Here is a 23,817-nt window from a genome sequence, read left to right as displayed (position 1 = left end):
GCCCCGCCCGGACGGCGTCACCGAGGTGACCGTCACCGACGACGGGGGCGGCCGGCTGCGGCGCACCCTCTGGCAGACCGCCGGCGCCACCGGCCAAGGAGAGCCCGGGTAGGCCCAGTTCGCGCCGGTGGGCGGCGAGCGCGTCGAGGAAGGAGTTGGCGGCCGCGTACGGGCCCTGGCCTGCGGTGCCGAGCAGTCCGGCGACCGAGGAGAACAGCACGAAGGCGTGCAGCGGCAGTTCCCCGGTCGCCTCGTGCAGCGCCCAGGCGCCGTCGGCCTTGGGCCGCAGCACGGCGGCGACCCGCTCCGCCGTGAGGCCCTCGGTCACGCCGTCGTCGACCACGCCGGCCGCGTGCAGCACGGCGGTGACCGGCAGCCCGGCGGGCGCCCGGTCCAGCGCGGCCCGTACGGCCCGGGGGTCGGCGACGTCGGCGGCGACGGTCGCCACGGCGGCCCCGGCCGCCGTCAACTCCTCGACCAGGCCCGGCTCCACGCTGCCGCGGCGACTGAGCAGGAGCAGGCCCCGGACGCCGTGGGAGTGCACCAGGTGGCGGGCCACCGTCGCACCGAGCGCCCCGGAGGCCCCGGTGAGCAGGACGGTTCCCGCCCCGAGGTCCGGTTGCCGGTCGGAGGTTTCGGCCCTGGTCAGCCTGGGGCGAAGCATCCTTTCCTGGCGGACCGCCAGCTCGGGCTCCTCGTCGAACCGGAGGAGGTCCGGCGTCACCCGTTCGCCCTCCCCGGCGTCCAATAGCGCCACCCGGCCCGGGTGTTCGGCCGCCGCCGAGCGGAACAGGCCCCGCACCGAGGCGGCGGCCAGATCGCGCACCGGTTCGTCGGCGCCGGTCGTGACGGCGCCCCGGGTGAGCAGGACCAGCCGGGAGCCGGCGGTGCGCGGCTCGGCCAGCCACTCCTGGAGCACCGGCAGCAGGAGCCGGACGGCGGCGTGGGCGGCCTCCGCCGGGGAGCCGGCGTCGGCCGGGGTGGCGTACGGGATCAGGACGGTCGACGGCACCGGCTCCGGGAGCTCGGCGAGCGCGGTCACCGGGGTCGCGGCGGGCAGCAGGTCGAGGTCCGGCCGCTGCCCGGCCGGGACGAGGACGGCGACCGCGGCGGCGGCCGGATCCGTGAACGGGACGGGCGGTACGGACGGCGGCGGAGGCACGGGCTCCCAGGAGAGCGCGTACAGCGAGCGGTCGGCGACGGTCCGCAGGCTGCGGGCCAGCGCCTCGCGGGTGACCGGCCGCAGGTCGAGCCGGGCGACCTCGGCCAGCGGCGCGCCCTGGGCGTCGGCGAGGACCAGCCGGTAGCCGCCGTCGGTCGGTCGCAGCGCGACCCGGGCCGCGGTGGCGCCCGTGGCGTGCACGGAGACACCGTGCCAGGCGAAGGGCAGCAGCAGTGCGGACTCCGCACCCGCGGCGCGGCCGTACCGGGCGAGCAGGTGGAGGGCGGCGTCCAGCAGCGCCGGGTGCAGCCCGTACGCGCCGGCCTCGGCCGCCGGGCCCTCGGGCAGCCCGACCTCCGCGAAGAGCGTGCCGTCCGCGGCCCGCCAGGCGGAGCGCAGGCCCTGGAAGGCGGGGCCGTAGCGGTAGCCGTCGGCGGCGAGCTCCGGGTACAGGGCGTCCGTGTCCAGGGGTGCGGCGCCGACCGGGGGCCAGACCCGCACGGCGGCGAAGTCGGCGGAGTCGGCGAACCCTGGTGCTCCCTGGCCCTCCGGGGCGAGGGTTCCGGTGGCGTGCCTGGTCCAGGGGGCGTCCCCGTCCCCGGCCGGCCGGGTGTGCACGGCCAGCACGCGCAGGCCGTTCGGGTCGGACGGGTCGGACGGACCGACCGCGAGCTGGAGTTGCAGGGCGCCCTCGGCGGGCAGCGGCAGCGGGGACTCCAGGGTCAGTTCGGCCAGGTGCGGGGCGCCGACGCGCTGCCCCGCCCGGAGCGCGAGCTCGACCAGGGCGGCTCCGGGCAGCAGTGGGGTGCCGAGGATCTCATGCTCGGCGAGCCAGGGCAGCGCGGCCGGGGACAGCCGGCCGGTGAGCACCAGGCCACCGCTGTCCGGGAGTTGCAGTTCCGCGCCGAGCAGCGGATGGTCGGCCTGGTCGAGGCCCACCTCACGCGGGTCCGCCGGGGTGGCGTCGGCGTCGAGCCAGTAGCGCCGGTGCTCGAACGGATAGCCGGGCAGCTCCGGCGTGTCGGCGATGCGGCCGGTCACCCCGGTCAGGGCCGGCCAGTCGACGGCCGTCCCGGTGACGGCCAGCCGGGCCAGGGCGGTCGCCACGGCCCGCGCTTCGGGTCGGTCCCGGCGCAGGGCGGCCGCAGCGGCCACGGGTGCGTCCGCGCCGAGGGCCGCCTCGACCAGCGGGGTGAGGACGGCGTCGGGGCCGAGTTCCAGGTAGCGGGTGACGCCCTGCTCGTGCAGCGTCTGCACGACGTCGTGGAAGCGCACCGCCGAACGGATGTGCCGCGCCCAGTACGCCGGGTCCGCGAACTCCTCCGCCGTGGCCAGGCCACCGGTCAGGTCGGAGACCACCGGCAGCAACGGCTCCGCGAACACCACCCCGCCCGCCACCCGCGTGAACTCCTCCAACACGCCGTCCATGTGCGGCGAATGGAACGCATGACTGACCGTCAACTGCTTTACCCTGCGGCCGCGTTCCCGCCACCGCCCAGCCAGCTCCAGCACCGCTTCCTCGTCCCCGGAGAGCACCACCGAACGCGGACCGTTCACCGCCGCCAACGACACCGACCCCTCCAGGCCCACCAGTTCGGCCAGCACCTCCCCCTCCGCGGCCTCCACCGCCACCATCGCCCCACCCGAACGCGCCGACCCCATCAACCGGCCCCGGGCCACCACCAACACCGCAGCATCGTGCAACGAGAACGCACCCGCCACGAACGCCGCCACCACCCCGCCGATCGAATGCCCGGCCACCACATCCGCCGTCACACCCGCCGACACCACCAACCGGTACAGCGCCACCTCCACCGCGAACAACGCCGGCTGAGTGAACTCCGTACGATCCAGCAACTCCCCGCCCTCGAACACCACCTCCCGCAACGACCGCCCCAACAACGGATCGAACGCCGCGCACACCTCGTCGAACGCCGCCGCGAACACCGGGAACGCCCCGTACAACCCACGCCCCATACCCGACCACTGACTACCCTGACCCGTGAACACGAACGCCGTACGACCACCGGGCGCGACCCGGCCGTGCAGCACGGCCGCGCTCTCCTCATCCGAGGCGAACTTCGCCAGTGCGTCCAGGAGTTCGGCACGGTCGGCGCCGAGCAGGACGGCCCGGCGCTCCAGCGCACCACGCGTCCGGGCGAGCGCGAGGCCCAGGCGGGCCGGGTGCAGTTCCGGGCGGTCCTGAGCGAAGGCCAGCAGTCGTACGGCCTGGGCGCGCAACGCCGTGTCGGTACGCGCCGACACCGGCCAGGCCACCACCCCCGACGGCTCCACCACCTCCTCCGAAGGCAGCGCGACCTCCGGCGCCTGCTCCAGGATCACGTGGGCGTTCGTCCCGCTGATCCCGAACGAGGACACCCCCGCCCGACGCGCACGACCCACCTCCGGCCACTCCCGCGCCCCGGCCAGCAGTTCCACCCCGCCCGAAGCCCAGTCCACCAACGGCGACGGCTCCCCCGCATACAACGACCCCGGCAACACCCCCTCCGCCAGAGCCCGCACCATCTTGATCACACCACCCACACCCGCAGCCGCCTGCGCATGCCCGATGTTCGACTTCAACGACCCCAACCACAAAGGCCGCTCAGCAGAACGGTCCTGGCCATAGGTCGCCAGCAACGCCTGCGCCTCGATCGGATCACCCAACCGGGTCCCCGTCCCGTGCGCCTCCACCACATCAACGTCCGCTGTGCCCAACCCCGCAGCCGACAACGCCGCCCGGATCACCCGCTCCTGCGAAGGCCCGTTCGGCGCCGTCAAACCGTTCGACGCACCGTCCTGATTCACCGCCGAACCCCGCACCACCGCCAACACCCGATGCCCGTGACGCACCGCATCCGACAAACGCTCCACCACCAGCACCCCCACCCCCTCACTCCACCCCGTCCCGTCCGCACCCGCCGCGAACGACCGGCACCGACCGTCCACCGACAACCCCCGCTGCCGACTGAACTCCACGAAGGTGTCCGGCCGGGCCATCACGGTGACGCCGCCGGCCAGCGCGAGGTCCGCCTCGCCGCTGCGCAGGGCCTGGGCGGCCAGGTGGAGCGCGACCAGCGAGGAGGAGCAGGCCGTGTCCACCGTCACCGCCGGACCCTCCAACCCGAAGGTGTAGGCGATCCGGCCGGAGATCACGCTGGAGGTGTTGCCGGTCAGCAGGTACCCCTCGTAGCCCTCGGGGGCGCGCTGGAGCCGGGAGCCGTAGTCGTTGTACATCACCCCGGCGAAGACGCCGGTCCGGCTGCCGCGCAGGTCGGCCGGGTCGATCCCGGCCGACTCCAGCGCCTCCCAGGACGACTCCAGCAGCAGCCGCTGCTGCGGGTCCATCGCCGCTGCCTCACGCGGCGAGATCCCGAAGAACTCCGCGTCGAAGTCGGCCGCTCGGTGCAGGAAGCCGCCCTCGCGGGCGTAGGAGGTGCCGTGGTGGTCGGGGTCGGGGTGGTAGAGCGCGTCGAGGTCCCAGCCCCGGTCCGAGGGGAACGACGAGATCGCATCCCGCCCCTCCACCACCAACCGCCACAACTCCTCCGGCGAACCCACCCCACCCGGATACCGGCACGCCATCCCCACGATCGCCACCGGCTCGTCCACCACCACCGCCCGCACCACCGACACCTCCCGGTCCACGGTCCGGGTGCCGTCCAGCTCGGCGAGCAGGCGCCGGGCCAGGGCGGCCGGGGAGGGCTGGTCGAAGACGACGGTGGCGGGCAGTCGCAGGCCCGTCGCGGTGTTGAGGCGGTTGCGCAGTTCCACGGCGGTCAGCGAGTCCAGGCCGAGGTCCTTGAAGGCACGGTCCGGGTCGACGGTGTCCGTGCCGCTGTGCCCGAGCACGGCGGCCACCGCTCCGCGCACCAACTCCGCTGCCGTCCGGGCGCGTTCGGCCTCGGGGAGGGCGGCGGTGCGCTCGGCCCAGCCGGTGCCGCCCGCCGGTCCTCCGGCGCGCGCGGCGGCACTGCGGCGCAGCGGGGTGCGGACCAGGCCGCGCAGCGGGGCCGGCAGCGGTCCCTCGGCGGCGCGGGCGCGCAGTGCGGCCCGGTCGATCCTGGCCGGTACCAGCAGCGGGTCGGCTCCGGCGAACGGGGCGGATCCGGCGAGTGTGTCGGCTCGGGCGAGCAGGGCGGTTCCGGCGAGCGCCGCGTCGAACAGCTCCAGTGCGGCCGTGGTGTCCAGCGGCGGCAGCCCGCTGCGGCTCCAGCGGCGGAGGGCCTCGGCGTCCAGGGCGCCGGCCATGCCGTCCTGGTCGGCCCAGAGCGACCAGGCCAGCGAGAGGGCGGGCAGGCCGAGTGTCCGGCGGTGCTGGGCGAGCGCGTCCAGGAAGCTGTTGGCGGCCGCGTAGCCGCCCTGGCCGGCGGTGCCGGTGATGCCCGAGACGGAGGAGAACAGGACGAAGGCGGCCAGGTCGAGGTCGGCGGTGAGCTCGTGCAGGTGCCAGGCGGCGTCCGCCTTGGGCCGCAGCACCCGGGCGATCCGGTCGGCGTCGAGTCCGGTGAGGGTGGCGTCGTCCACGATTCCGGCGAGGTGGAGGACCGCGCGCAGCGGACGGTCGGTCGGCAGGTCGGCGAGGAGGGCGGCCAGCGCGGCCCGGTCTCCGGTGTCGGCGGCGGCGAGGACCACCTCCGCGCCCAGGGCGGTCAGTTCGGCGGCGGTCTCGGCCGCTCCGGGGGCCGCCGGGCCACGGCGGCTGACCAGCAGCAGCCGTCGGACGCCGTGCCGCTCCACCAGGTGGCGGGCGAGCAGGCCGCCCAGGCCGCCGGTGCCGCCGGTGATCAGGACGGTGCCCCCGGTCAGGTCCGGCGCGGGGCTGTCGGCCAGGGCCGGTGCGGCGCCGTCGGTCCGGCCCGTCGCGGGGCTGTCGGCCGGTCGGGACGGGCGGGGTGACGGCACGGGCTGGAGCACGGGTCGGAGTACCGCGCCCGCGCGCAGGGCGAGTTGGGGCAGGCCGGTGGCCAGGGCGGCCGGGAGCGCGGCGGCCGAGGCCGGGTCGTCGTCCAGGTCGACGAGCCGGAAGCGGTCGGGGTGCTCGCTCTGGGCGCTGCGCAGCAGCCCCCAGACGGCGGCCGCGGCCGGGTCGGGCGCGGGACCGTCGGCCGTGGCGGCGGTGGCGCCCGTGGCGGCGGTGGCGGCGGTGGCGGCGACCGCGTGCCGGGTGAGGACGGCGAGGACGGTGTCCGCCAAGCGCTCGTCGGCCAGCCAGTCCTGGGCGAGCCGCAGCGCTTCGCGGGTGAGCTCGCGCGCTGCGGCGGGCCGGTCGGCGCCGGTGTCCGGCAGGACGGCGAGGACGGTCCCGGGGGCGGGCTGCCCCGCGTCGAGGGCGGCGCGCAGTGCGGCCGGGTCCGGGAGGGCGGGCAGCGCGGACAGGCCCTGCGGTGCGGGCCCGAGCAGCAGGGTCCGCCCGGGGGCGGGCCGGGCGTCGACCGGCACGGGGATCCAGTCGAGGCGGTGCAGCGCCCCGCGCTCGGCGGACCGGTCGGCGGCGTCGGCGGGTGTCGCGGTGCGCAGGGCGAGCGAGCCGACGGACAGCACGGGCCGGCCCTCGACGTCGAAGGCCGCGAGGGCGGCCCCTTCGGCGCCCGGTGTCCAGCGGACCCGCAGCAGGGCCGCTCCCTGGGCGTGCAGCCGGACGGCACCGAAGGAGAACGGCAGCGGCAGGCCGCCCCCGGCGGCCCGGTCGGCGCTCTCGGCGTCCACCAGCGGGTGCAGGGCGGCGTCCAGCAGGGCCGGATGGATGCCGAACGCCTCGGCGGAGAGCGCCTGTTCGTCGCCCAGCGCGAGTTCGGCGAACAGCTCCGGGCCGAGCCGCCAGGCCGCGCGCACGCCCTGGAAGGCGGGGCCGTACGCGTACCCCCGGGCGAGCAGCCGGGCGTACAGGGCGTCCGGGTCCAGCGGTTCGGCGCCGGCCGGCGGCCAGGCGGCGAGCTCCGGCGCGGCCGCCGGAGCCGCCCCCGGAAGGGCCTCGGTGAGCGAGCCCTCGGTGAGCAGGCCTTCGGCGTGCCTGGTCCAGCCCTCGCCGTCCTCCTGGCCGGGGCGCTGGGGGCGGGCGTGGACGGCCAGGGTCCGGCGCCCGTTCCCGTCCGACGGGCCGACCGCGAGCTGGAGTTGGACGGCGCCGCCGGCGGGCAGCGGCAGCGGGGCGTGCAGGGTCAGCTCCTCGACGCCGTCGGCACCGATGCGGGCGGCGGCGGCCAGCGCCAGTTCCAGGAAGGCGGTGCCGGGCAGCAGCGGGGTGCCGAGGATCTCGTGCTCCGCGAGCCAGGCCTGCCCGGCCGGGGAGATCCGGCCGGTGAGCAGCAGTCCGCCGTCCTCGGCGGTCCCGACGGCGGCGGCCAGCAGGGGGTGGCCGGCCTCGGCCAGCCCGAGGGCGGCGGCGTCGGTGACCGGGCGGGGCGCCGACCAGTAGTGGGTGTGCTGGAACGGGTAGGTGGGCAGGTCCAGTGGGACCGCCGGGCCGGGCAGCAGCGGCCGCAGCACCTCGGCCGGGGCGCCGGCGGCGTACAGCCGGGCCAGCGCGTCCGCCAGGACGCGGACCTCCGGACGGCCGCGACGGGCGAGCGGGAGGACGGCGACGGGGTCGGCGTCCTGGTCCAGCGCCTCCCGGACGAGCGGGGTGAGGACGGCGTCGGGGCCGAGTTCCAGGTAGCGGGTGACGCCCTGCTCGTGCAGCGTCTGCACGACGTCGTGGAAGCGCACCGCCGAACGGATGTGCCGCGCCCAGTACGCCGGGTCCGCGAACTCCTCCGCCGTGGCGAGAGCGCCGGTCAGGTCGGAGACCACCGGCAGCAACGGCTCCGCGAACACCACCCCGCCCGCCACCCGCGTGAACTCCTCCAACACGCCGTCCATGTGCGGCGAATGGAACGCATGACTGACCGTCAACTGCTTCACCCTGCGGCCGCGTTCCCGCCACCGCCCAGCCAGCTCCAGCACCGGTCCGTCGTCGCCGGAGAGCACCACCGAACGCGGACCGTTCACCGCCGCCAACGACACCGACCCCTCCAGGCCCACCAGTTCGGCCAGCACCTCCCCCTCCGCGGCCTCCACCGCCACCATCGCCCCACCCGAACGCGCCGACCCCATCAACCGGCCCCGGGCCACCACCAACACCGCAGCATCGTGCAGCGAGAACGCACCCGCCACGAACGCCGCCACCACCCCGCCGATCGAATGCCCGGCCACCACATCCGCCGTCACACCCGCCGACACCGCCAACCGGTACAGCGCCACCTCCACCGCGAACAACGCCGGCTGAGTGAACTCCGTACGGTCCAGCAACTCCCCGCCCTCGAACACCACCTCCCGCAACGACCGCCCCAACAACGGATCGAACGCCGCGCACACCTCGTCGAACGCCGCCGCGAACACCGGGAACGCCCCGTACAACCCACGCCCCATACCCGACCACTGACTGCCCTGACCCGTGAACACGAACGCCGTACGACCACCGTCACGGGCAGAGCCGGTGACCGGCCCGGAGGAGCCGGAGGCATCCGTACCGGTCGCCAACGCCCGGAGGCCGTCCAGCAGTTCGGAGCGCTCCGAGCCCAGCACCACCGCCCGCCGCTCGAAGGCGGAGCGGGTGGAGACCAGGGCCCGACCCAACACACCCGGGTCCACGTCCGGGTGCCGCTCGGTGTAGGCCAGCAGTCGTACGGCCTGGGCGCGCAACGCCGTGTCGGTGCGCGCGGACACCGGCCAGGCCACCACCCCCGACGGCTCCACCACCTCCTCCGAAGGCAGCGCGACCTCCGGCGCCTGCTCAAGGATCACGTGCGCGTTCGTCCCACTGATCCCGAAGGACGACACCCCCGCCCGACGCGCACGACCCACCTCCGGCCACTCCCGCGCCCCGGCCAGCAGTTCCACCCCGCCCGAAGCCCAGTCCACCAACGGCGACGGCTCCCCCGCATACAACGACCCCGGCAACACCCCCTCCGCCAGAGCCCGCACCATCTTGATCACACCACCCACACCCGCAGCCGCCTGCGCATGCCCGATGTTCGACTTCAACGACCCCAACCACAACGGCCGCTCAACAGAACGCTCCTGGCCATAGGTCGCCAGCAACGCCTGCGCCTCGATCGGATCCCCGAGCCGCGTCCCCGTCCCGTGCGCCTCCACCACATCCACATCCCCCGCACCCAACCCCGCAGCCGACAACGCCGCCCGGATCACCCGCTCCTGCGAAGGCCCGTTCGGCGCCGTCAAACCGTTCGACGCACCGTCCTGATTCACCGCCGAACCCCGCACCACCGCCAACACCCGATGCCCGTGACGCACCGCATCCGACAAACGCTCCACCACCAGCACCCCCACCCCCTCACTCCACCCCGTCCCGTCCGCACCCGCCGCGAACGACCGGCACCGACCGTCCACCGACAACCCCCGCTGCCGACTGAACTCCACGAACATGCCGGGGCTCGACATCACCGTCACGCCACCGGCGAGGGCCAGGTCGCAGTCCCCGGTGCGCAGCGCGGCGGCGGCCTGGTGCAGCGCGACCAGGGAGGAGGAGCACGCGGTGTCCACCGTCACCGCCGGGCCCTCCAGCCCGAAGGCGTACGCGACCCGGCCGGAGATCACGCTGGTCGTGCTGCCGGTGAGCACGAAGCCGTCCGCACCGTCGGAGCCTTCGGAGAGGCGCGGACCGTACTCCATCGCGGTGGCGCCGACGTAGACGCCGGTGCGGCTGCCGCGCAGGTCGGCCGGGTCGATCCCGGCCGACTCCAGCGCCTCCCAGGACGACTCCAGCAGCAGCCGCTGCTGCGGGTCCATCGCCGCCGCCTCACGCGGCGAGATCCCGAAGAACTCCGCGTCGAACCCGCCCGCGCCGGTGAGGAATCCGCCGTGCCGGGCGTAGCTGGTGCCCGGGTGGTCGGGGTCCGGGTCGTAGAGCGCGTCGAGGTCCCAGCCCCGGTCCGAGGGGAACGACGAGATCGCGTCCCGGCCCTCCACCACCAACCGCCACAACTCCTCCGGCGAACCCACCCCACCCGGATACCGGCACGCCATCCCCACGATCGCCACCGGCTCGTCCACCACCACCGCCCGCACCACCGACACCTCCCGCTCGTCACCGCGCAGGTGCCGGGCCAGGGCCTCCGGGGTCGGGTGGTCGTAGACGGCGGACGCGGACAGCGCGAGCCCGGTGGCGACGGTCAGGCGGTCGGCCAGTTCGACGGCGCCCAGCGAGTCCAGGCCGAGGTCCTTGAAGGTCCGTCGGCCGTCCAGGGTGTGCGGGGTGGGGTGGCCCAGCACTACGGCGGCCTGGGCCCGGACGAGGTCCAGCAGCTCGCCGTCCGGCCGCCGCACCGGCGCCGCCGGAACGGGCTCGGGCGCGGCGGCGGGAACGGGCTCGGTGGCGCCGACGGGCTCGACGACGGGTACGGGCTCGCGCTCGACCGCCGCGCCCGGTCCGCCCGGGAGGGCGTCCGCCCCCGCCAGCCAGTACCGCTCCCGCTGGAACGCGTACGTCGGCAGCGCGACCGCCCGGGCCGCAGCAGCACCCGCACCCTCGCCCTCACCCTCACCCGCGCCCGGACCGAAGTACCGCGCCCAGTCGACCTCGCCGCCCCGGGCGTGCAGCAGCCCGACCGCGCCGAGCACACTCGCCGGCTCCGGCCGCCCCCGCCGCAGCAGCGCGGCGCCCGCGACCTCGGCGCCCGGCCCGTCGGCCGCCGCCGTGGACCGGGCGAGCGCGGTGAGCACCGCGTCCGGGCCGAGTTCGAGGTGGGTGCGCACGCCGAGGCCGTGCAGGGCGCGCACCGCGTCGGCGAAGCGGACGGCCTCACGGGCGTGCCGCACCCAGTGCTCGGGGTCGGCCAGGGTGTCCGCCGCGACCGGGCGGCCGGTGAGGGTAGAGACCAGCGGCAGCCGGGGCGGCGCGTACGTCAGCCCGGCGGCGACCGCGCGGAACCGCTCCAGCGCCGGGTCCATCAGCGGGGAGTGGAAGGCATGACTGACCCGCAGTCGGCGGGTGCGCCGCCCCAGCGCGGCGAGCTCGGCGGCCACCGCGAGGACGGCCGCTTCGGCCCCGGACAGGACGACGGCGCGCGGGCCGTTGACCGCGGCGATGCCCACCTCGCCCTCCCGGCCGGACAGCCGGTCCAGCACCTCCTCCTCGGCGGCCTCCACCGCCACCATCGCACCGCCCGTGGGCAGTTCGGCCATCAGCCGGCCCCGGGCGGTGATCAGGACGGCGGCGTCGGCCAGGGTGAGCACCCCGGCGGCGTGGGCGGCGGCGATCTCGCCGATGGAGTGCCCGGCCACGGCGTCCGGGGTCACCCCCCAGGAGCGCAGCAGGGCGTGCAGCGCGTTGCCGAGCGCGAACAGCGCCGGCTGGGTGTACTCGGTGCGGTCCAGCAACTCGCCCTCGGGGCTTCCGGGTTCGGCGAACAGGAGGCTGCCGAGCGGCCGGTCGAGGTGCGGGTCGAGGGCGGCCAGGGTCTCGTCCAGTGCGGCCGCGAACGCCGGGAAGCGCGCGTACAGTCCGCGTCCGACGCCGGGGCGCTGGCTGCCCTGGCCGGGGAACAGGAAGGCGGTGCCACCGACGGCGCCCGCTGTGCCGGTGACCGCCCCGGGGGCCTCCCGCCCGGCGGCCAGCGCGTCCAGCGCGGCGAGCAGCCCGGCCCGGTCCTCGGCCACCAGGACGGCGCGGTCCTCGAAGGAGGTCCGGGCGAGGGCGAGCGGGCCGGCGAGTTCGGCCGGGCCGAGCGCGGGGTGCGCGGCCAGGTGCGCGCGCAGGGCGGCGGCCTGTCCGCGCAGCGCCGGGCGGCCGCGGCCGGAGAGCAGTACCGGCGCGGGCAGGGGCGCCGGGCGGGGGGCGGGCGCGGGCACCGGCGGGGCGCCGGTCAGCACGACGTGGACGTCCGTGCCGCCCATGCCGAAGGAGCTGACCCCGGCCAGCCGGGCCGCCGTCGCGGCACCGGGCCAGGGGGTGCGCTCGGTGGCGACCCGCAGCCGCAGCTCCGTCAGGTCGACGGCCGGGTTGGGGGTGCGGTGGTGCAGGGTCGGCGGCAGCTCGCCGTGGTGCAGCGCGAGCACCGTCTTCACCAGGCCGACCAGGCCGGCCGCCCCTTCCAGGTGGCCGACGTTGCTCTTCGCCGAACCGACCAGCAGCGGGGCGTCCGCGGCCCGGCCGGCCCCCAGCACCCGGCCGAGCGCGGTGGCCTCCACCGGGTCGCCGACGGCCGTGCCGGTGCCGTGCAGCTCGACGTACTGGACGGCGGCCGGGTCCACCCCGGCCCGGCGGTAGGCGGCCGCCAGCACCTCGGCCTGGCCGTCGGCGCCGGGCACGGTCAGGCCGTCGGTGGCGCCGTCGTTGCCGAGGGCGCTGCCCAGCAGCACGCCGTACACCGGGTCGCCGTCCGCCAGCGCCGCGGCCAGCGGCCTGAGCAGCACCGCGACACCGCCTTCGCCGCGCGCGTACCCGTCGGCGGCCGCGTCGAGCGGACGGCTGCGGCCGTGCGGGGACAGGCCGCCGAAGCGGGCCGCGCCGAGCGTGCTGTCCGGCGCGGCGATCAGGTTCACCCCGAGGACGAGGGCGAGGTCGGACTCGCCGCGGCGCAGGCTCTCGGCGGCCAGGTGGACGGCGGCCAGGGAGGAGGACTGCGCGGTGTCCACGGTCAGGCTCGGACCGCGCAGGCCCAGCTGGTAGGAGAGCCGGTTGGCGATCATGCCCCGGTTGAGGCCGGTCAGCGTGTGCCGGTCCACCGAGCCCGGGCCCTGCCGGTGCACCAGTGCCGCGTAGTCGTCCAGGAAGGCGCCGACAAACACCCCGGTACGGCTGTCGCGCAGCCGGGCGGGCAGCCGGCCGGCGTCCTCCAGCACCTCCCAGCCGAGTTCCAGCACCAGCCGCTGCTGCGGGTCCATCGCCGCCGCCTCACGCGGCGAGATCCCGAAGAAGGCGGCGTCGAAGGTGTCAATCCGCTCCAGGAAGGCGCCCGCGCGCGGCACACCGGGGGTGTCCGCCGGCCAGCGGTCGGCGGGGGGCTCGCCGACGGCGTCCCGGCCCTCGCGCAGCAGCTCCCAGAACGCCGCCGGGTCGGGCGCACCGGGGAGCCGGCAGGCCAGGCCGACCACGGCGACGGCGCCGGGCGGCACCTCGACGGCGGGCGGCACCTCGACGGCGGGGGCGGCGGTGCGGGCGGCAACGGCGGCAGGGGTCTCGGGCTTGGCGGTCATCGCGGGGTGTGTGCTCCTCGTCGAGGCGGTGCGGGGCGTCGGGGCGGTGCGGCAGGAGGGGCAGGGGTGGCGTGGTGACGGAGTCGCGGCTGGCCCGGAGGGCACGCGCCGGGCCGGCACCGGCGGTCATGCTCGGCGGGACGGCTAGGGCCTGTCTCTTGGATCTTGTCGGATAGGTCGCGGCGTTGGGGTGCGTGCATCGCAAGGCGGAGGAGGGAGCCCAATGCAGCGCATTGGCGACCGACGACAACGCGGCGAGGTGCGTGCCCCGGCGTCGCGACCCCGGCAAGGATCCAAGAGGCAGGCCCTAAACCACCCCTGAACGTGGCGCGTTCAGCTCGGCCGGGTCAGGCCCGCCCACAGCTCCCGCTCGACGGGCGTGGGCGGCACCCCGACCAGCAGCCGCTCGGGGTGCCCGGCCGGCGGGCCGACCGGCGACGGCGGCGACGGCGGCGAACCGGGCCGCGCCGACGGGCCGGCCCACTCCGAGCCGTCGCAGCCCGGCAGCGGCGCCCAGCCGACGGCGAACCACCTCATCGGCAGCAGGATCCGGCGCAGTGCCCAGGCGGCGGCCCGGCGGCGGCGCGCCGACCGGGGATGCAGGACGTCCAACCCGGTACCTCCCGGGGTCTCGGGGTCGCAGGGAGCCACCCACTCTCCGGGGTGCCGCGAAAACGGCCCTGAACCGGCCCTGAACCGGCCCTCGCCCGGCCGGGATTCAGGCCCGGTTCAGCCCGCCCGGCCACGATGGCCCGGCACCGCTCCACGGCCCCACGCCCCGGAGAAGACCGATCGGAGAGCCCCCGATGGACACGACCGCCGACCCGGCCCACGCCCTGCTCGACCTCCGCCGCCAGGGCCGCCTCGCCGCCGGGTACCCCGGTGTCCGGGCCCTGCTCGCCGAGGCCGACCCGGCCCGGACGGCGCACGCGGGCCGGATCCTGGCCGGGCTGGACCCGGCGGAGGTGCTGGCCGCCCACCCGGGCACCCCCGTGCTCACCGTCGCCGTCCTCGGGCACGGCACCGTGGCCCCGCTGATCGCCCCGCTGACCGGCGAACTAGCCCGGCACGGACTGCTGTTGCGCCCGTACCGGGGCGACTTCGACAGCTGGGTGTTCGAGCTGTCCGACCCCGGCAGCCCGCTCTACGCCGCCGATCCGGACCTGACGCTCTGCCTGCTCGACCCGGCCGTGGTCTTCGACGAGGTCCCGCTGCCCTGGCGGCCGGAGGACGCGGCCCGGGTGCTGGACGGCAAGGTCGAGCTGATCACCGCGCTGGCGGCCCGCTTCGCGGCCTCGGCCCGCGGCGTCCTGGTCCTCAACACCATTCCCCTGCCCCGGCGTTGGACCCACCAGCTGGTCGACCACCAGTCCCGGGCCCGGCTCGGCGCGCTCTGGCGGGAGGCCAACGCCCGGCTGCTGCGGCTGGGCGAGGAGAACCCCTCGGTGGTGGTCCTCGACCTCGACCCGCTGCTCGCCGAGGGCGTCCCGGTCACCGACGCCCGGCTCGACGTCTACGCGAAGGCCCACCTCTCCGAGCCGCTGCTCGCCGCCTACGCCCGCGAGGCCGGGCACCTGGCCCGCCACCTGGCCGGGCTGACCCGCAAGGTGCTCGTCCTGGACCTGGACCAGACGCTGTGGGGCGGCATCCTCGGCGACGACGGCCCGGAGGGCGTCGAGGCGGGCGGGACGCCGCGCGGCGAGGCGTTCCGCGGGTTCCAGCGGGTGGTCAAACAGCTCGGCTCCCAGGGCGTGCTGCTCGCCGCCGTCAGCAAGAACGACCCCGAGCCGGTCCTGGCCGTCCTGCGGGACCACCCGGAGATGACGCTGCGCGAGGCGGACTTCGTCCGGGTGACGGCCGACTGGCTCCCCAAGCCGGCCGGGATCGCCGACCTCGCCGAGGCGCTCAACCTGGGCACCTCCGGCTTCGTCTTCGTCGACGACTCGCCCTACGAACGCGGCCTGGTCAGGCGGGAGTTGCCCGAGGTCGCGGTGGTGGCGCTGGACGAGGAACCGGCGCTGCACGTCGAACGGCTGCTGTCCGACGGCTGGTTCGACGTCCGCCGGCTGACCGGTGAGGACCGCGAGCGCGCCGCGCTCTACCGGGGCGAGGTCGCCCGCAGCGACTTCCTCCAGGGGTTCGACTCGCTCGCCGAGTACCTGGACGAGCTGGGCGTCGAGGTCAGGCTGCGCCCGCTGGCCGCCGAGGAACTCCCCCGGGTCTCCCAACTCACCCTGCGGACGAACCAGTTCAACCTGACCACCCGCCGCCTCCAGCCCGCCGAGGTGGCGGCCTTCGCGGCCGCCGAGGGCTCCGGGGTGCTCACCGTGCGCTCCGCCGACCGCTTCGGCGACAACGGCCTGGTCGGCGCGGTCTTCCTGACCCGGGAGGGCGAGGCGCTGCGGATCGACAACTTCCTGCTGAGCTGCCGGGTGTTCTCCCGCGGCATCGAGCAGGCGGTGCTCTCCGCCGTCCTCGGCCTGGCCGCCGGCACCGGCCTGCGCGCGGTCACCGGCCACTACCGGCCCGGCCCGCGCAACGGCACGGTCAAGGACCTCCTCCCCCGGTACGGCTTCGCCCCCGCCGACGACCCGGCAGCCGCGAACGGCGGCCTCGCCTTCCGCCACGACCTCGCCACCGAACTGCCCCCGCCCGGCCACCTGCGGCTCGACGCCGAGCTGGCCGGCCTCCTGGAAGGACACCCCGCATGACCGCCCCCGACGGCCTCGCCGAACTGATCACCGTGGCCGCCACCGAACTGGGCCTGCCGCTCGGCCCCGAGGACGCCGAGGTCGACTTCGACGACCTCCCCGGCTGGGACTCGCTCCACCTGCTGAGCCTGCTCACCGCCCTGGAACGCCTCAGCGGCCGCCGGCTGTCGCTGCCCGACCTGCTGGACGCCCGCACCCTCGCCGAGATCCACCGGATCGCCACCGTCTGACACCGGCCCGCAGGCCCGCAGGCCCGCAGGTCCGCAGGTCCGCAGGTCCGCAGGCCGTACGACGACCCGCCCGCACGTCGCGTCACGACCCACCCGCCCACCGCACCGCCCGATCGAGGTTCCCATGGCCCGCATCCTCACCCTCTCCGGCAGCCCGTCCCCCGTCTCCCGCACCACCCGCCTGCTCGGGGCGGCCGCCCACCGCCTCGAAGCCCGCGGCCACCACGTCACCGCGCTGGAGGTGCGCCGGCTGCCCGCGGAGGTGCTCACCGGCGCGGACGTCGCCCACCCCGCCGTCGTCGAGGTCGCCGAGCTGCTGCGGCGGTCCGACGGCGTCGTGGTGGGCACGCCCGTCTACAAGGCCGCCTACTCGGGCCTGCTCAAGTGCCTGCTGGACCTGCTGCCGCAGTACGCCCTGGCGGGCCGGACCGTGCTGCCGCTGGCCACCGGCGGCTCACCGGCCCACGTCCTGGCGGTGGACTACGCCCTGCGGCCGGTGCTCACCAGCATGGGGGCCGCGCACGTCACCCAGGGCTGGTTCGTCCTCGACCGCGACATCCTGACCGCGCCGGACGGCAGCACCGCGCTCTCCCCCGGCGCCGCCACCGCTCTGGAGGAGGTGGTCGACCGGTTCGCCGACGCCCTGCCGACCCCGGTGGGCTGACCCGCCGGCTGTCCGACCGGCAGCGCCGGCCCGCACCACCGGTCAGCAGGCCGCCTCCCGGGACGCCGGGTCACCCGGGGCCGTCGAGCAGCGGATCAGGCCCGCCTCGATCGCCTTGACCCCGGCCTGGAAGCGGCTGGAGACCTCCAGTTCGTCCATCATCTCGGCGATGTGGCGGCGGCAGGTCCGGACCGAGATGCTCAGCCGGCGGGAGATCAGGTCGTCCTTGGCGCCCGCGGCGAGCATCCGCAGGATCGCGCGCTTGATCTCCTCGCCCGCGATGCCACGGCGGGGCGCGCCGGGGCCGCCGGGACCGCCCGGGCCGTCGGGCTCGAAGGGCAGGGCGGCGGACCAGGCCTGTTCGAGGGAGCGGTAGAGGAAGTCGACGGTGGAGGGCTCGCGCAGGACGACCGCGCCGTCGGGGCCGGAGCAGGTGGGGATGAACGCGGTCTCGCGGTCGAGGATGACGATCCGGTCGGCGATCTCCTCGCAGGTGCGGATCCGGCCGCCGGCCCGGGTGAGCCGTTCGAGCAGTTCGCGCCGGCGGGCGCTCGTCCTGACCGGGTGCTGGAAGAGCAGGCGCAGGCGGACTCCGCGGGCCAGCAGCTCCAGCTGCTCGGGCAGTGAACCCTCGATGTCCTGCTCGGAGATGACGCCGGGGTGGGCGCCGAGGACCTCGACCGCGCAGCGGCGGAAGGCCTCGCCCAGCACCGAGCGGACGCGGCCCGCGCCGTCGATGACGTCGACGGCCTCCCGGCGGTTGCGCCGCTGACGGCTCTCGAAGTAGAGCGACTTGAGCGAGAGCACCCGGGATTCGAGGTCCGACGCCAACTGCTCCAGGCCGGCGATCTCCTGCTTGATGGGGGTGACCAGTTCGGCGGCGGCCGAGTCGGGACTGGCCGGGGTCAGTGCGCCGGGGTCGTCGAGGGCCGGGGTGAGCAGCCTCAACTCCCTGAGGACGGCGAGCCCGAGCTCGACCTCGGCGGGGGTGGCGCGCAGTTCTTCGAGCAGCTCGGGCTGGTCCGCCTCGGAGATCCGGCCGCGCCGCAGGGCCGCGCCGTAGATCGATACGGCGATCGGGCTCAGCTGCACGGAACCGGTCTTCGCGGAACTGGTGTCGTCCAGGTACGTCATATCCTTTTGGGACATTTCCACCGCAATCCATACGCCTCACCGTCGGACAACAGCGACGCTTCACGGGACACCCTAGCCCGCACTGTCGTCATGAGCATGGAAAACCGGCCACCCGTTTCCGGACCGGCCCGGACGGAAACGGAATGCCGATACCGGAATTGATGATTCGGTGGTCCCGCGCGCGGCATTCCCCCACAGGCCGTACGGGAATTCGCCCCACCCGCGGACACCCTCACCGGCCCCCACCGCCGTCCGCCGTCCGCCGTCCGCCGTCCGCCGTCCGCGCGGGCAAGACTGCCGTGCAGCTTCCTGCCGCGCTCCCCCGATGGACGCGGCACCGCGGCCGGGCCGAAGCTTGGTCGAAGCCGTACCCGTGGCACCCCGTTCGGTGCCGCGGGGCACCGGAGCGTCGGAGGCGGGGGCCGATCGCACGCCGCCCCCTCATGAAGGACGCCCCGCGCCGCATGCCCGACAAGCAGCAGCCGATGCCGGTCACCGTGCTGCCCGGCCTCGCCGTCCTCGGCCCCGGCGGCGCCCGGCCGGGCGAGCGGCACGAGGAACTGGTCAGACGGGTCGCGCTGTGGCACCGCGCCGGCGGAGCGCCGAGCCCGCCGGCGCCGCCCGGCGGCGGCCCGGGCACCGCCGGAACGGCGCTGCGCGAGACCCTCAGGGAACTGCTCGCCCGCTCCCCGCACGACGGCGCCGCGGTCGTGCACCGGGCGAGCGGCTCGGTCAGCCGGGTCACCCTGGCGGGCCCGGGCCGCCCGCGGTGGAGCGGGATCCGCGCGCTCGGCGACCGGCTGACGGACACCCCGGCCGACCCCGAGGACCCGCTGCGCGGCGCGGCCCCGCTGCTCGAACCGTGGAGCGGCCTGCTCGTCACGACCCGCCGGCCGCCGGACCACCGGGGCCCGCTCGACCGGCCCCCGCACCTCCACCACGTCCTGGACGGCCTGCGGTCGCTGGCCCCCGCGCCCTACCCCGGCGGCGGGCCGGCCCCCCGCGGCCCCAGCGTCGGCGCGGCGGGGCCGAGCGAGCGGCACTGGCTGCTCGACGGCGCCCTCGCCCTGCTGTCCCGGCGGGCGGCCGACCGGCGGGCCGTCGGGGCGGGGGCGCCGGGGAACGGGCGGGGCCTCGTGGTCCACCGGGTGCCCGGCCTGCCCGGGGGATGGCGGATCGTCCGCCTCTTCGACCGGCCGTCCGGCGCGCCGCCGACGGCGGCCTGGGGCGCCGACGCCTGCGGGGCCCTGCGCCATGCGCGGGCCGCGGCGGTGACCCGGGCGCAGCGGTCGGCCTGGGCGGCCCCGCAGCCGGCCGGCGGGGCCGGGCGGCCGTCCGCCGACGGGCTGCTCGGGGCGCTGTCCGACGGAGCGCTGCACCGGCTGACCGAGGACGTGCTGTGCTACCTGTCCGCCCGCCGGCTCCGGGTGCTGGGCATCAGGGTGGTCGAGGATCCGATCCTGGGCGCGCAGCCGCTCTCCTGGGGGCCGGTCTGGCTCGCCTAGCAAGGCCCGTCGGCCCGGCGCCGGAAATGGCGGAAGTAGCTGCCATGCAGTTTGCTGCCGTATTCCCGGCGTTGTCCGACGGTTCGGCGCGGTGGATAGTTTCTGCAGTCGTCAGCGGAAAGGGGGCTCGACATGAGCTACGACCACTGAAACCCGTAAACCTGTTGAATCCATGAACACAGGAATAGCGCGAGTGTTGGCCGACGGCTGATGAGCCGACGGCCAACACCTTTTTCCGGCCTGCGCACCGCCACGATTCCCGAAGGAACTGATGCAGAGTGGAAGAGCCCACCGGCGGCAGCGCGCTCGCCGCACCGGATCCGTACGACGTCATGGCCTACTACTACGACCTCTTCGCCCGGGCCTCCGCCGCCGGCCACCAGACCTCGCCGAACGGTGACGCGTTCGCCGGGCCGGCGCGCGCCGGTGACGTGGTGCTCGACTTCGGCTCCGGCACCGGCACCCTGGCCCTGCGGCTGGCCGAACTCGGCTGCACCGTCCACTGCTTCGAGCCCTCGCGCGGGATGCGCGCGGTCCACCTCGCCAAGCTGTCCGCCCGGCCCGAGCTCGCCGCGCGGACGGTGCTGCTCCCGGCAGGCGCGACCGGCCTGCCCACCGGGGTGGACTACGCGCTGTGCGCCGGGGTGCTGCAGTGCCTCGACGGCCCGGACCGGCGCAAGCTGTTCGCGGACCTGGCGGGTGCCGTCCGGCCGGGCGGGCTGCTCGCCCTCGACATGCTCACCGACGGCCGGCCGAGCACCTGGGAGCTGCGGACCGCCGCACGGACCACGGTGGCCGGGGTCGAGTACCGGCTGCGCACCTCCTCGGAGGCCCTCACCGACTCCACCATGCGGCGCCGGGCCGAGTACACGGCGAGCCTGGACGGCCGGACCGTCCAGCAGGAGACGGTCTCCCGGGTGCTGTTCACGGTGCCGCGGCCCGCCGTGCACCGGGAGCTCGCCGAGGCGGGCTTCGCGCTCCTGGACCCGCCGCCCGGCCTGCCGGAGGACTTCGTGCTGGCCCGGCGCTCGGGCGGCCCGGGCGCCGTCGACCGTCCGCCGACGGGGGCGGCCCGGTGACCGCGGAGCCCGGCGGGGAACTCTTCGCCCCGCTCAGCCCCGCCGTGCTGGCCGACCCGCGCCCGGTCTACGCCCGGCTGCGCGCCGAGGACCCGGTGCACTGGCACGAGCAGCTCGGCGTGTGGGTGCTCACCCGGCACGAGGACTGCCTCCGGGTGGTCAAGGACACCGGGACCTTCGGCTCCGACCTGCGCAAGGCCGGCCGGGACGTCCCCTGGCAGCGGCTCAGCATGCAGACCCTCGACCCGCCCGAGCACACCGAGCTGCGCAAGCCGGTGCTCGCCGCGCTCCGCTCGGTCGACCTGGACCGCTGGACCGAGCAGGTCCGGCGCACGGCCGAGGAGTTGGTCGCCGGGCTCGGCGACGAACCGGCCGACGTGATCACCGAGCTCGCCGAACCGCTGTCGCTGTCCGCCACCTGCCTGCTGTTCGGCGCCCCGCCGCCGGTCCAGGACGCCGAGTTCCGCGCGGCCTCCCGCGCCCTGGTCCTCAGCATGGACGGGGGCCTCGCGCCGGAGCGGATCGAACCGGGCCTGGCCGCCCGCGTGCTGCTCAACGACCTCGTCGACGGCTGGTTCCGGGCCGAGTACACCGACGGCATGATGGCCGGGCTCACCGCCGCCCGGCGCGAGGTGCCCGCCGAACACCTGGTCAACACGGCGCGGGCGCTGTTCCACGCCGGCTACACCTCCACCACCAGCCTGATCGGCAACGCCCTGCTCGGGCTGGACCGGCACGGCGCGCTCAGCGGCGCGGACCTGCGCAGGACGGACTCCGCCACCGTCAACGAGCTGCTCCGGCTGGACGGTCCGGTGCAGGCGACCGGCCGGGCCGTCCACACCGACGTCGACCTGGGCAGCCGGCGCCTGCGCCGGGGCGAGGTGGTGCTCGCGGTGTTCGGCGCCGCCGACCACGACCCGGCCGTCTTCCCGGAGCCCGGCCGGGCCGACTTCGGACGCGACCCCAACCCGCACCTCGGGTTCGGCCGGGGCGTGCACGCCTGCCTGGGCAACCACCTGGCCGTCCGGATCGTGCAGGCGCTGTTCCACGCGCTCGGCGACCGGTACGAGGAGCTGCGGATCGTCGGGGAGCCGGTGCGGCGGCCCAGCGCGACCCTGCGCGGCCTCCAGCAACTGCTGGTCACGGGCGCCGACCGGGCTCCCGCGGGCGAACGACAGCTCGCGGGTGAACGGGCTCCTGCGGGCGGCCGGAGGCCGGGGGCGCGGCCGTGACCGGTGCCGCGGGCGCGCCCCCGACGGCACCGGCCGCCGAGCGCGTCGGCTACCGGCAGCTGCTGGCGGTGGCCCCGAACCGGGTGCTGCTGTGCGGCTACGGGCTGGGCACGGTGGCCGAGAGCCTGCGCGCGGTCGCCCTCTCCGTCCTGGTGCTGACGGCCACCGGCTCCACCGTGCTCGGTGCGCTCGCCTACGGCATCTCCTTCATCCCCCAGGTGATCGGCTCCGGACTGCTCGGCAACGTCGCGGACCGGGTGCAGCCCGCCCGGCTGATCGGCCTCGGCTACCTGTTGGAGGGCGCCACCGCCGTCGTCCTGGTGCTGGTCGCGATGCCGTACTGGGCCGTGCTCGCCCTGGTCGCGGCGGTGGCCGCCACCACGCCGGTGAGCCAGGGCGCCACCGGCCGGGCGGTGGCCGAGGTGCTGCCGGGCACCGCGTACGTCCCCGGCCGCTCCCTGCTGAACGTGGTGTCCTCCGGCGCCCAGTTGCTGGGGCTGGGCTGCGGCGGCCTGGCGGTCGCGGGCCTGGGCGCGCGCCGCGCGCTGCTGGTCACCGCGCTCGCGCACCTGGCGGCCGGGGTGTGGGTGGCGGCCCGGCTCGGCCCGCTGCCGCTGCCGCATCCGGCGCCCCGCGCGGCGGGCGGGCGGAGCTCGACCGTGGGCGGCAGCTGGGCGGAGAGCCGGCGGCTGCTGGCGGACCGGCGGGTCCGGCGGCTGCTGCTGGTGCGCTGGCTCCCGCCGGCCCTCGCCACCGGGGCGGAGAGCCTGGTCCTGCCGTACGTACGGGACCGGGGGCTGTCGACCGGCACCGGCGGGGTGCTGCTCGCCTGCCTGCCGGTCGGCATGCTGGTGGGCAACACCGTGCTGGGGCGGTTCGTCCGCGCCGGCACGGTGGAGCGTTCGGTGCTGCCGTTGCTGGCCGTGCTCGGCGCGCCGCTCCTGGCCTTCGCGGTGCCCGGCCTCCCGGTGGCGCTCGGCGGGGTGCTGCTGGTCGCGGTGGGCGTGGGGTTCTGCTACTCGCTGGGCCTGCAACGGCCGTTCCTGGCCGCGGTTCCGGAGCACTCCCGGGGGCAGGCCTTCGGTCTGCAGTCGACCGGACTGATGACGGCCCAGGGCCTCAGCCCGGTCGCGGCCGGGCTGATCGCCGAGGCGATGACGACCGGTCGCTCCGTCGCCGTCATGGGCGTCCTGGTGCTGGCCACCGCGGGGCTGTTCTCCCGATGGCTGCCCGCCTTCGCCGCAGGGCTCCCGGGGAGCGCCACCGGGCGGGACTGAGCGACCGACGGCCGGGTGCGCGATCGGAGTCGGAGAGGTTCGGACACGAACACCGGAAGACCGGACACTTGCCGCCACCCCGCCCACCGGAGGTGTGACACGCCGGGGCCGCCGAGCATGCTGCGCGCCGAACCGACCCGCGCGCACAGCACCAGGAGCACGCCATGTCCAACCCGTTCCGCACCGCCAGGACCACTGCCAGGGCCACTGCCAGGGCCACCGCCCGGATCACCGCCAGGATCACCGCCGCCACCGCCGCCACCGCCCTCGCCGTGGGCCTGGGCGTGGTGGCCGCGCCGTCCGCCTCGGCGGCCGACAACTGCTGGCCCGGGGACGCCAACCGGTGGTACTGCCACAACGTGCCCGGCGCCCCGGTCTTCGGCACCGTCGGCGACAACCACGTCTACCCGGACCCGAACACCGTCGTCGGCTACCTGAACACCGACCCCAGCTGGTTCTCCTGCAAGGAGGACAACCAGGCCTGGGTCGGCGGACCGCACCCGACCCGCTGGCTGCTGACCACGGCCGACAACGGCGCGGTCGGCTTCGTGCGGGACACCGACATCACCAGCGAGACCGATCCCGTCCCGTACTGCTGACCGCCGGGCCCCGCCCACCCAGGGCG

General features: G+C 76.2%; 11 protein-coding genes. 8 read left to right on the top strand and 3 right to left on the bottom strand.

The window, feature by feature from the left end:
• Nucleotides 1-13,360 (bottom strand): SDR family NAD(P)-dependent oxidoreductase (locus ACFXPX_RS28500; RefSeq protein ID WP_380643976.1); only part of this gene is annotated, 13,360 nt, incomplete at its 3' end.
• A gap of 333 nt (nucleotides 13,361-13,693) precedes the next feature.
• Nucleotides 13,694-13,972 carry a DUF6059 family protein gene (locus tag ACFXPX_RS28495; RefSeq protein ID WP_380529195.1) on the bottom strand — a complete coding sequence of 93 codons (279 nt, stop codon included), beginning with the start codon at nucleotides 13,970-13,972 and terminating at the stop codon, nucleotides 13,694-13,696.
• A gap of 194 nt (nucleotides 13,973-14,166) precedes the next feature.
• Between ACFXPX_RS28495 and ACFXPX_RS28490 the strand changes: the two genes are divergently transcribed.
• The 3 genes from ACFXPX_RS28490 (at nucleotide 14,167) to ssuE (ending at nucleotide 16,965) form a co-directional block, all read left to right on the top strand.
• On the top strand, nucleotides 14,167-16,071 hold the full coding sequence (locus ACFXPX_RS28490; protein WP_380529193.1) for an HAD-IIIC family phosphatase: 1,905 nt from the start codon (nucleotides 14,167-14,169) through the stop codon (nucleotides 16,069-16,071).
• Nucleotides 16,068-16,301, top strand: coding sequence for a phosphopantetheine-binding protein (locus tag ACFXPX_RS28485; protein WP_380402165.1), 234 nt, complete (start codon nucleotides 16,068-16,070; stop codon nucleotides 16,299-16,301). The genes ACFXPX_RS28490 and ACFXPX_RS28485 overlap by 4 nt, the downstream gene beginning before the upstream one ends.
• 124 nt (nucleotides 16,302-16,425) lie before the next feature.
• Entirely contained in the window at nucleotides 16,426-16,965 is a 540-nt protein-coding gene (ssuE, locus tag ACFXPX_RS28480) for an NADPH-dependent FMN reductase (RefSeq protein WP_375893191.1), read from the top strand.
• A 42-nt stretch (nucleotides 16,966-17,007) separates the two neighbouring features.
• Here ssuE and ACFXPX_RS28475 read toward each other — a convergent pair whose 3' ends face one another.
• Nucleotides 17,008-18,114, bottom strand: coding sequence for a LuxR C-terminal-related transcriptional regulator (locus tag ACFXPX_RS28475; RefSeq protein ID WP_380529190.1), 1,107 nt, complete (start codon nucleotides 18,112-18,114; stop codon nucleotides 17,008-17,010).
• A gap of 449 nt (nucleotides 18,115-18,563) precedes the next feature.
• Between ACFXPX_RS28475 and ACFXPX_RS28470 the strand changes: the two genes are divergently transcribed.
• The 5 genes from ACFXPX_RS28470 (at nucleotide 18,564) to ACFXPX_RS28450 (ending at nucleotide 23,791) form a co-directional block, all read left to right on the top strand.
• Entirely contained in the window at nucleotides 18,564-19,604 is a 1,041-nt protein-coding gene (locus tag ACFXPX_RS28470) for a hypothetical protein (protein ID WP_380643975.1), read from the top strand.
• A gap of 278 nt (nucleotides 19,605-19,882) precedes the next feature.
• Entirely contained in the window at nucleotides 19,883-20,683 is an 801-nt protein-coding gene (locus ACFXPX_RS28465) for a class I SAM-dependent methyltransferase (protein ID WP_375893197.1), read from the top strand.
• Nucleotides 20,680-21,915: a cytochrome P450 gene (locus ACFXPX_RS28460; RefSeq protein WP_380643974.1), complete on the top strand. Its 1,236-nt coding sequence runs from the start codon at nucleotides 20,680-20,682 to the stop codon at nucleotides 21,913-21,915. The genes ACFXPX_RS28465 and ACFXPX_RS28460 overlap by 4 nt, the downstream gene beginning before the upstream one ends.
• Entirely contained in the window at nucleotides 21,912-23,192 is a 1,281-nt protein-coding gene (locus tag ACFXPX_RS28455) for an MFS transporter (RefSeq protein WP_380643973.1), read from the top strand. The genes ACFXPX_RS28460 and ACFXPX_RS28455 overlap by 4 nt, the downstream gene beginning before the upstream one ends.
• Before the next feature lie 164 nt (nucleotides 23,193-23,356).
• The gene (locus tag ACFXPX_RS28450; protein WP_380529183.1) at nucleotides 23,357-23,791 is read left to right on the top strand and encodes a hypothetical protein; all 435 of its coding nucleotides are present in this window, start codon (nucleotides 23,357-23,359) and stop codon (nucleotides 23,789-23,791) included.
• Nucleotides 23,792-23,817 lie beyond the last annotated feature (26 nt).

The sequence above is a fragment of the Kitasatospora sp. NPDC059146 genome (assembly GCF_042786665.1).
Classification (GTDB): domain Bacteria; phylum Actinomycetota; class Actinomycetes; order Streptomycetales; family Streptomycetaceae; genus Kitasatospora.
This window is presented reverse-complemented; position numbering and strand designations above follow the sequence as displayed.

What these genes read in the sequence shown, in the direction of transcription:
- ACFXPX_RS28490 (WP_380529193.1), top strand. Translation starts at nt 14,167, where the DNA reads ATGGACACGACCGCCGACCCGGCCCACGCCCTGCTCGACCTCCGCCGC.
- ACFXPX_RS28485 (WP_380402165.1), top strand. Translation starts at nt 16,068, where the DNA reads ATGACCGCCCCCGACGGCCTCGCCGAACTGATCACCGTGGCCGCCACC.
- ssuE (WP_375893191.1), top strand. Translation starts at nt 16,426, where the DNA reads ATGGCCCGCATCCTCACCCTCTCCGGCAGCCCGTCCCCCGTCTCCCGC.
- ACFXPX_RS28475 (WP_380529190.1), bottom strand. Translation starts at nt 18,114, where the DNA reads ATGTCCCAAAAGGATATGACGTACCTGGACGACACCAGTTCCGCGAAG.
- ACFXPX_RS28470 (WP_380643975.1), top strand. Translation starts at nt 18,564, where the DNA reads ATGCCCGACAAGCAGCAGCCGATGCCGGTCACCGTGCTGCCCGGCCTC.
- ACFXPX_RS28450 (WP_380529183.1), top strand. Translation starts at nt 23,357, where the DNA reads ATGTCCAACCCGTTCCGCACCGCCAGGACCACTGCCAGGGCCACTGCC.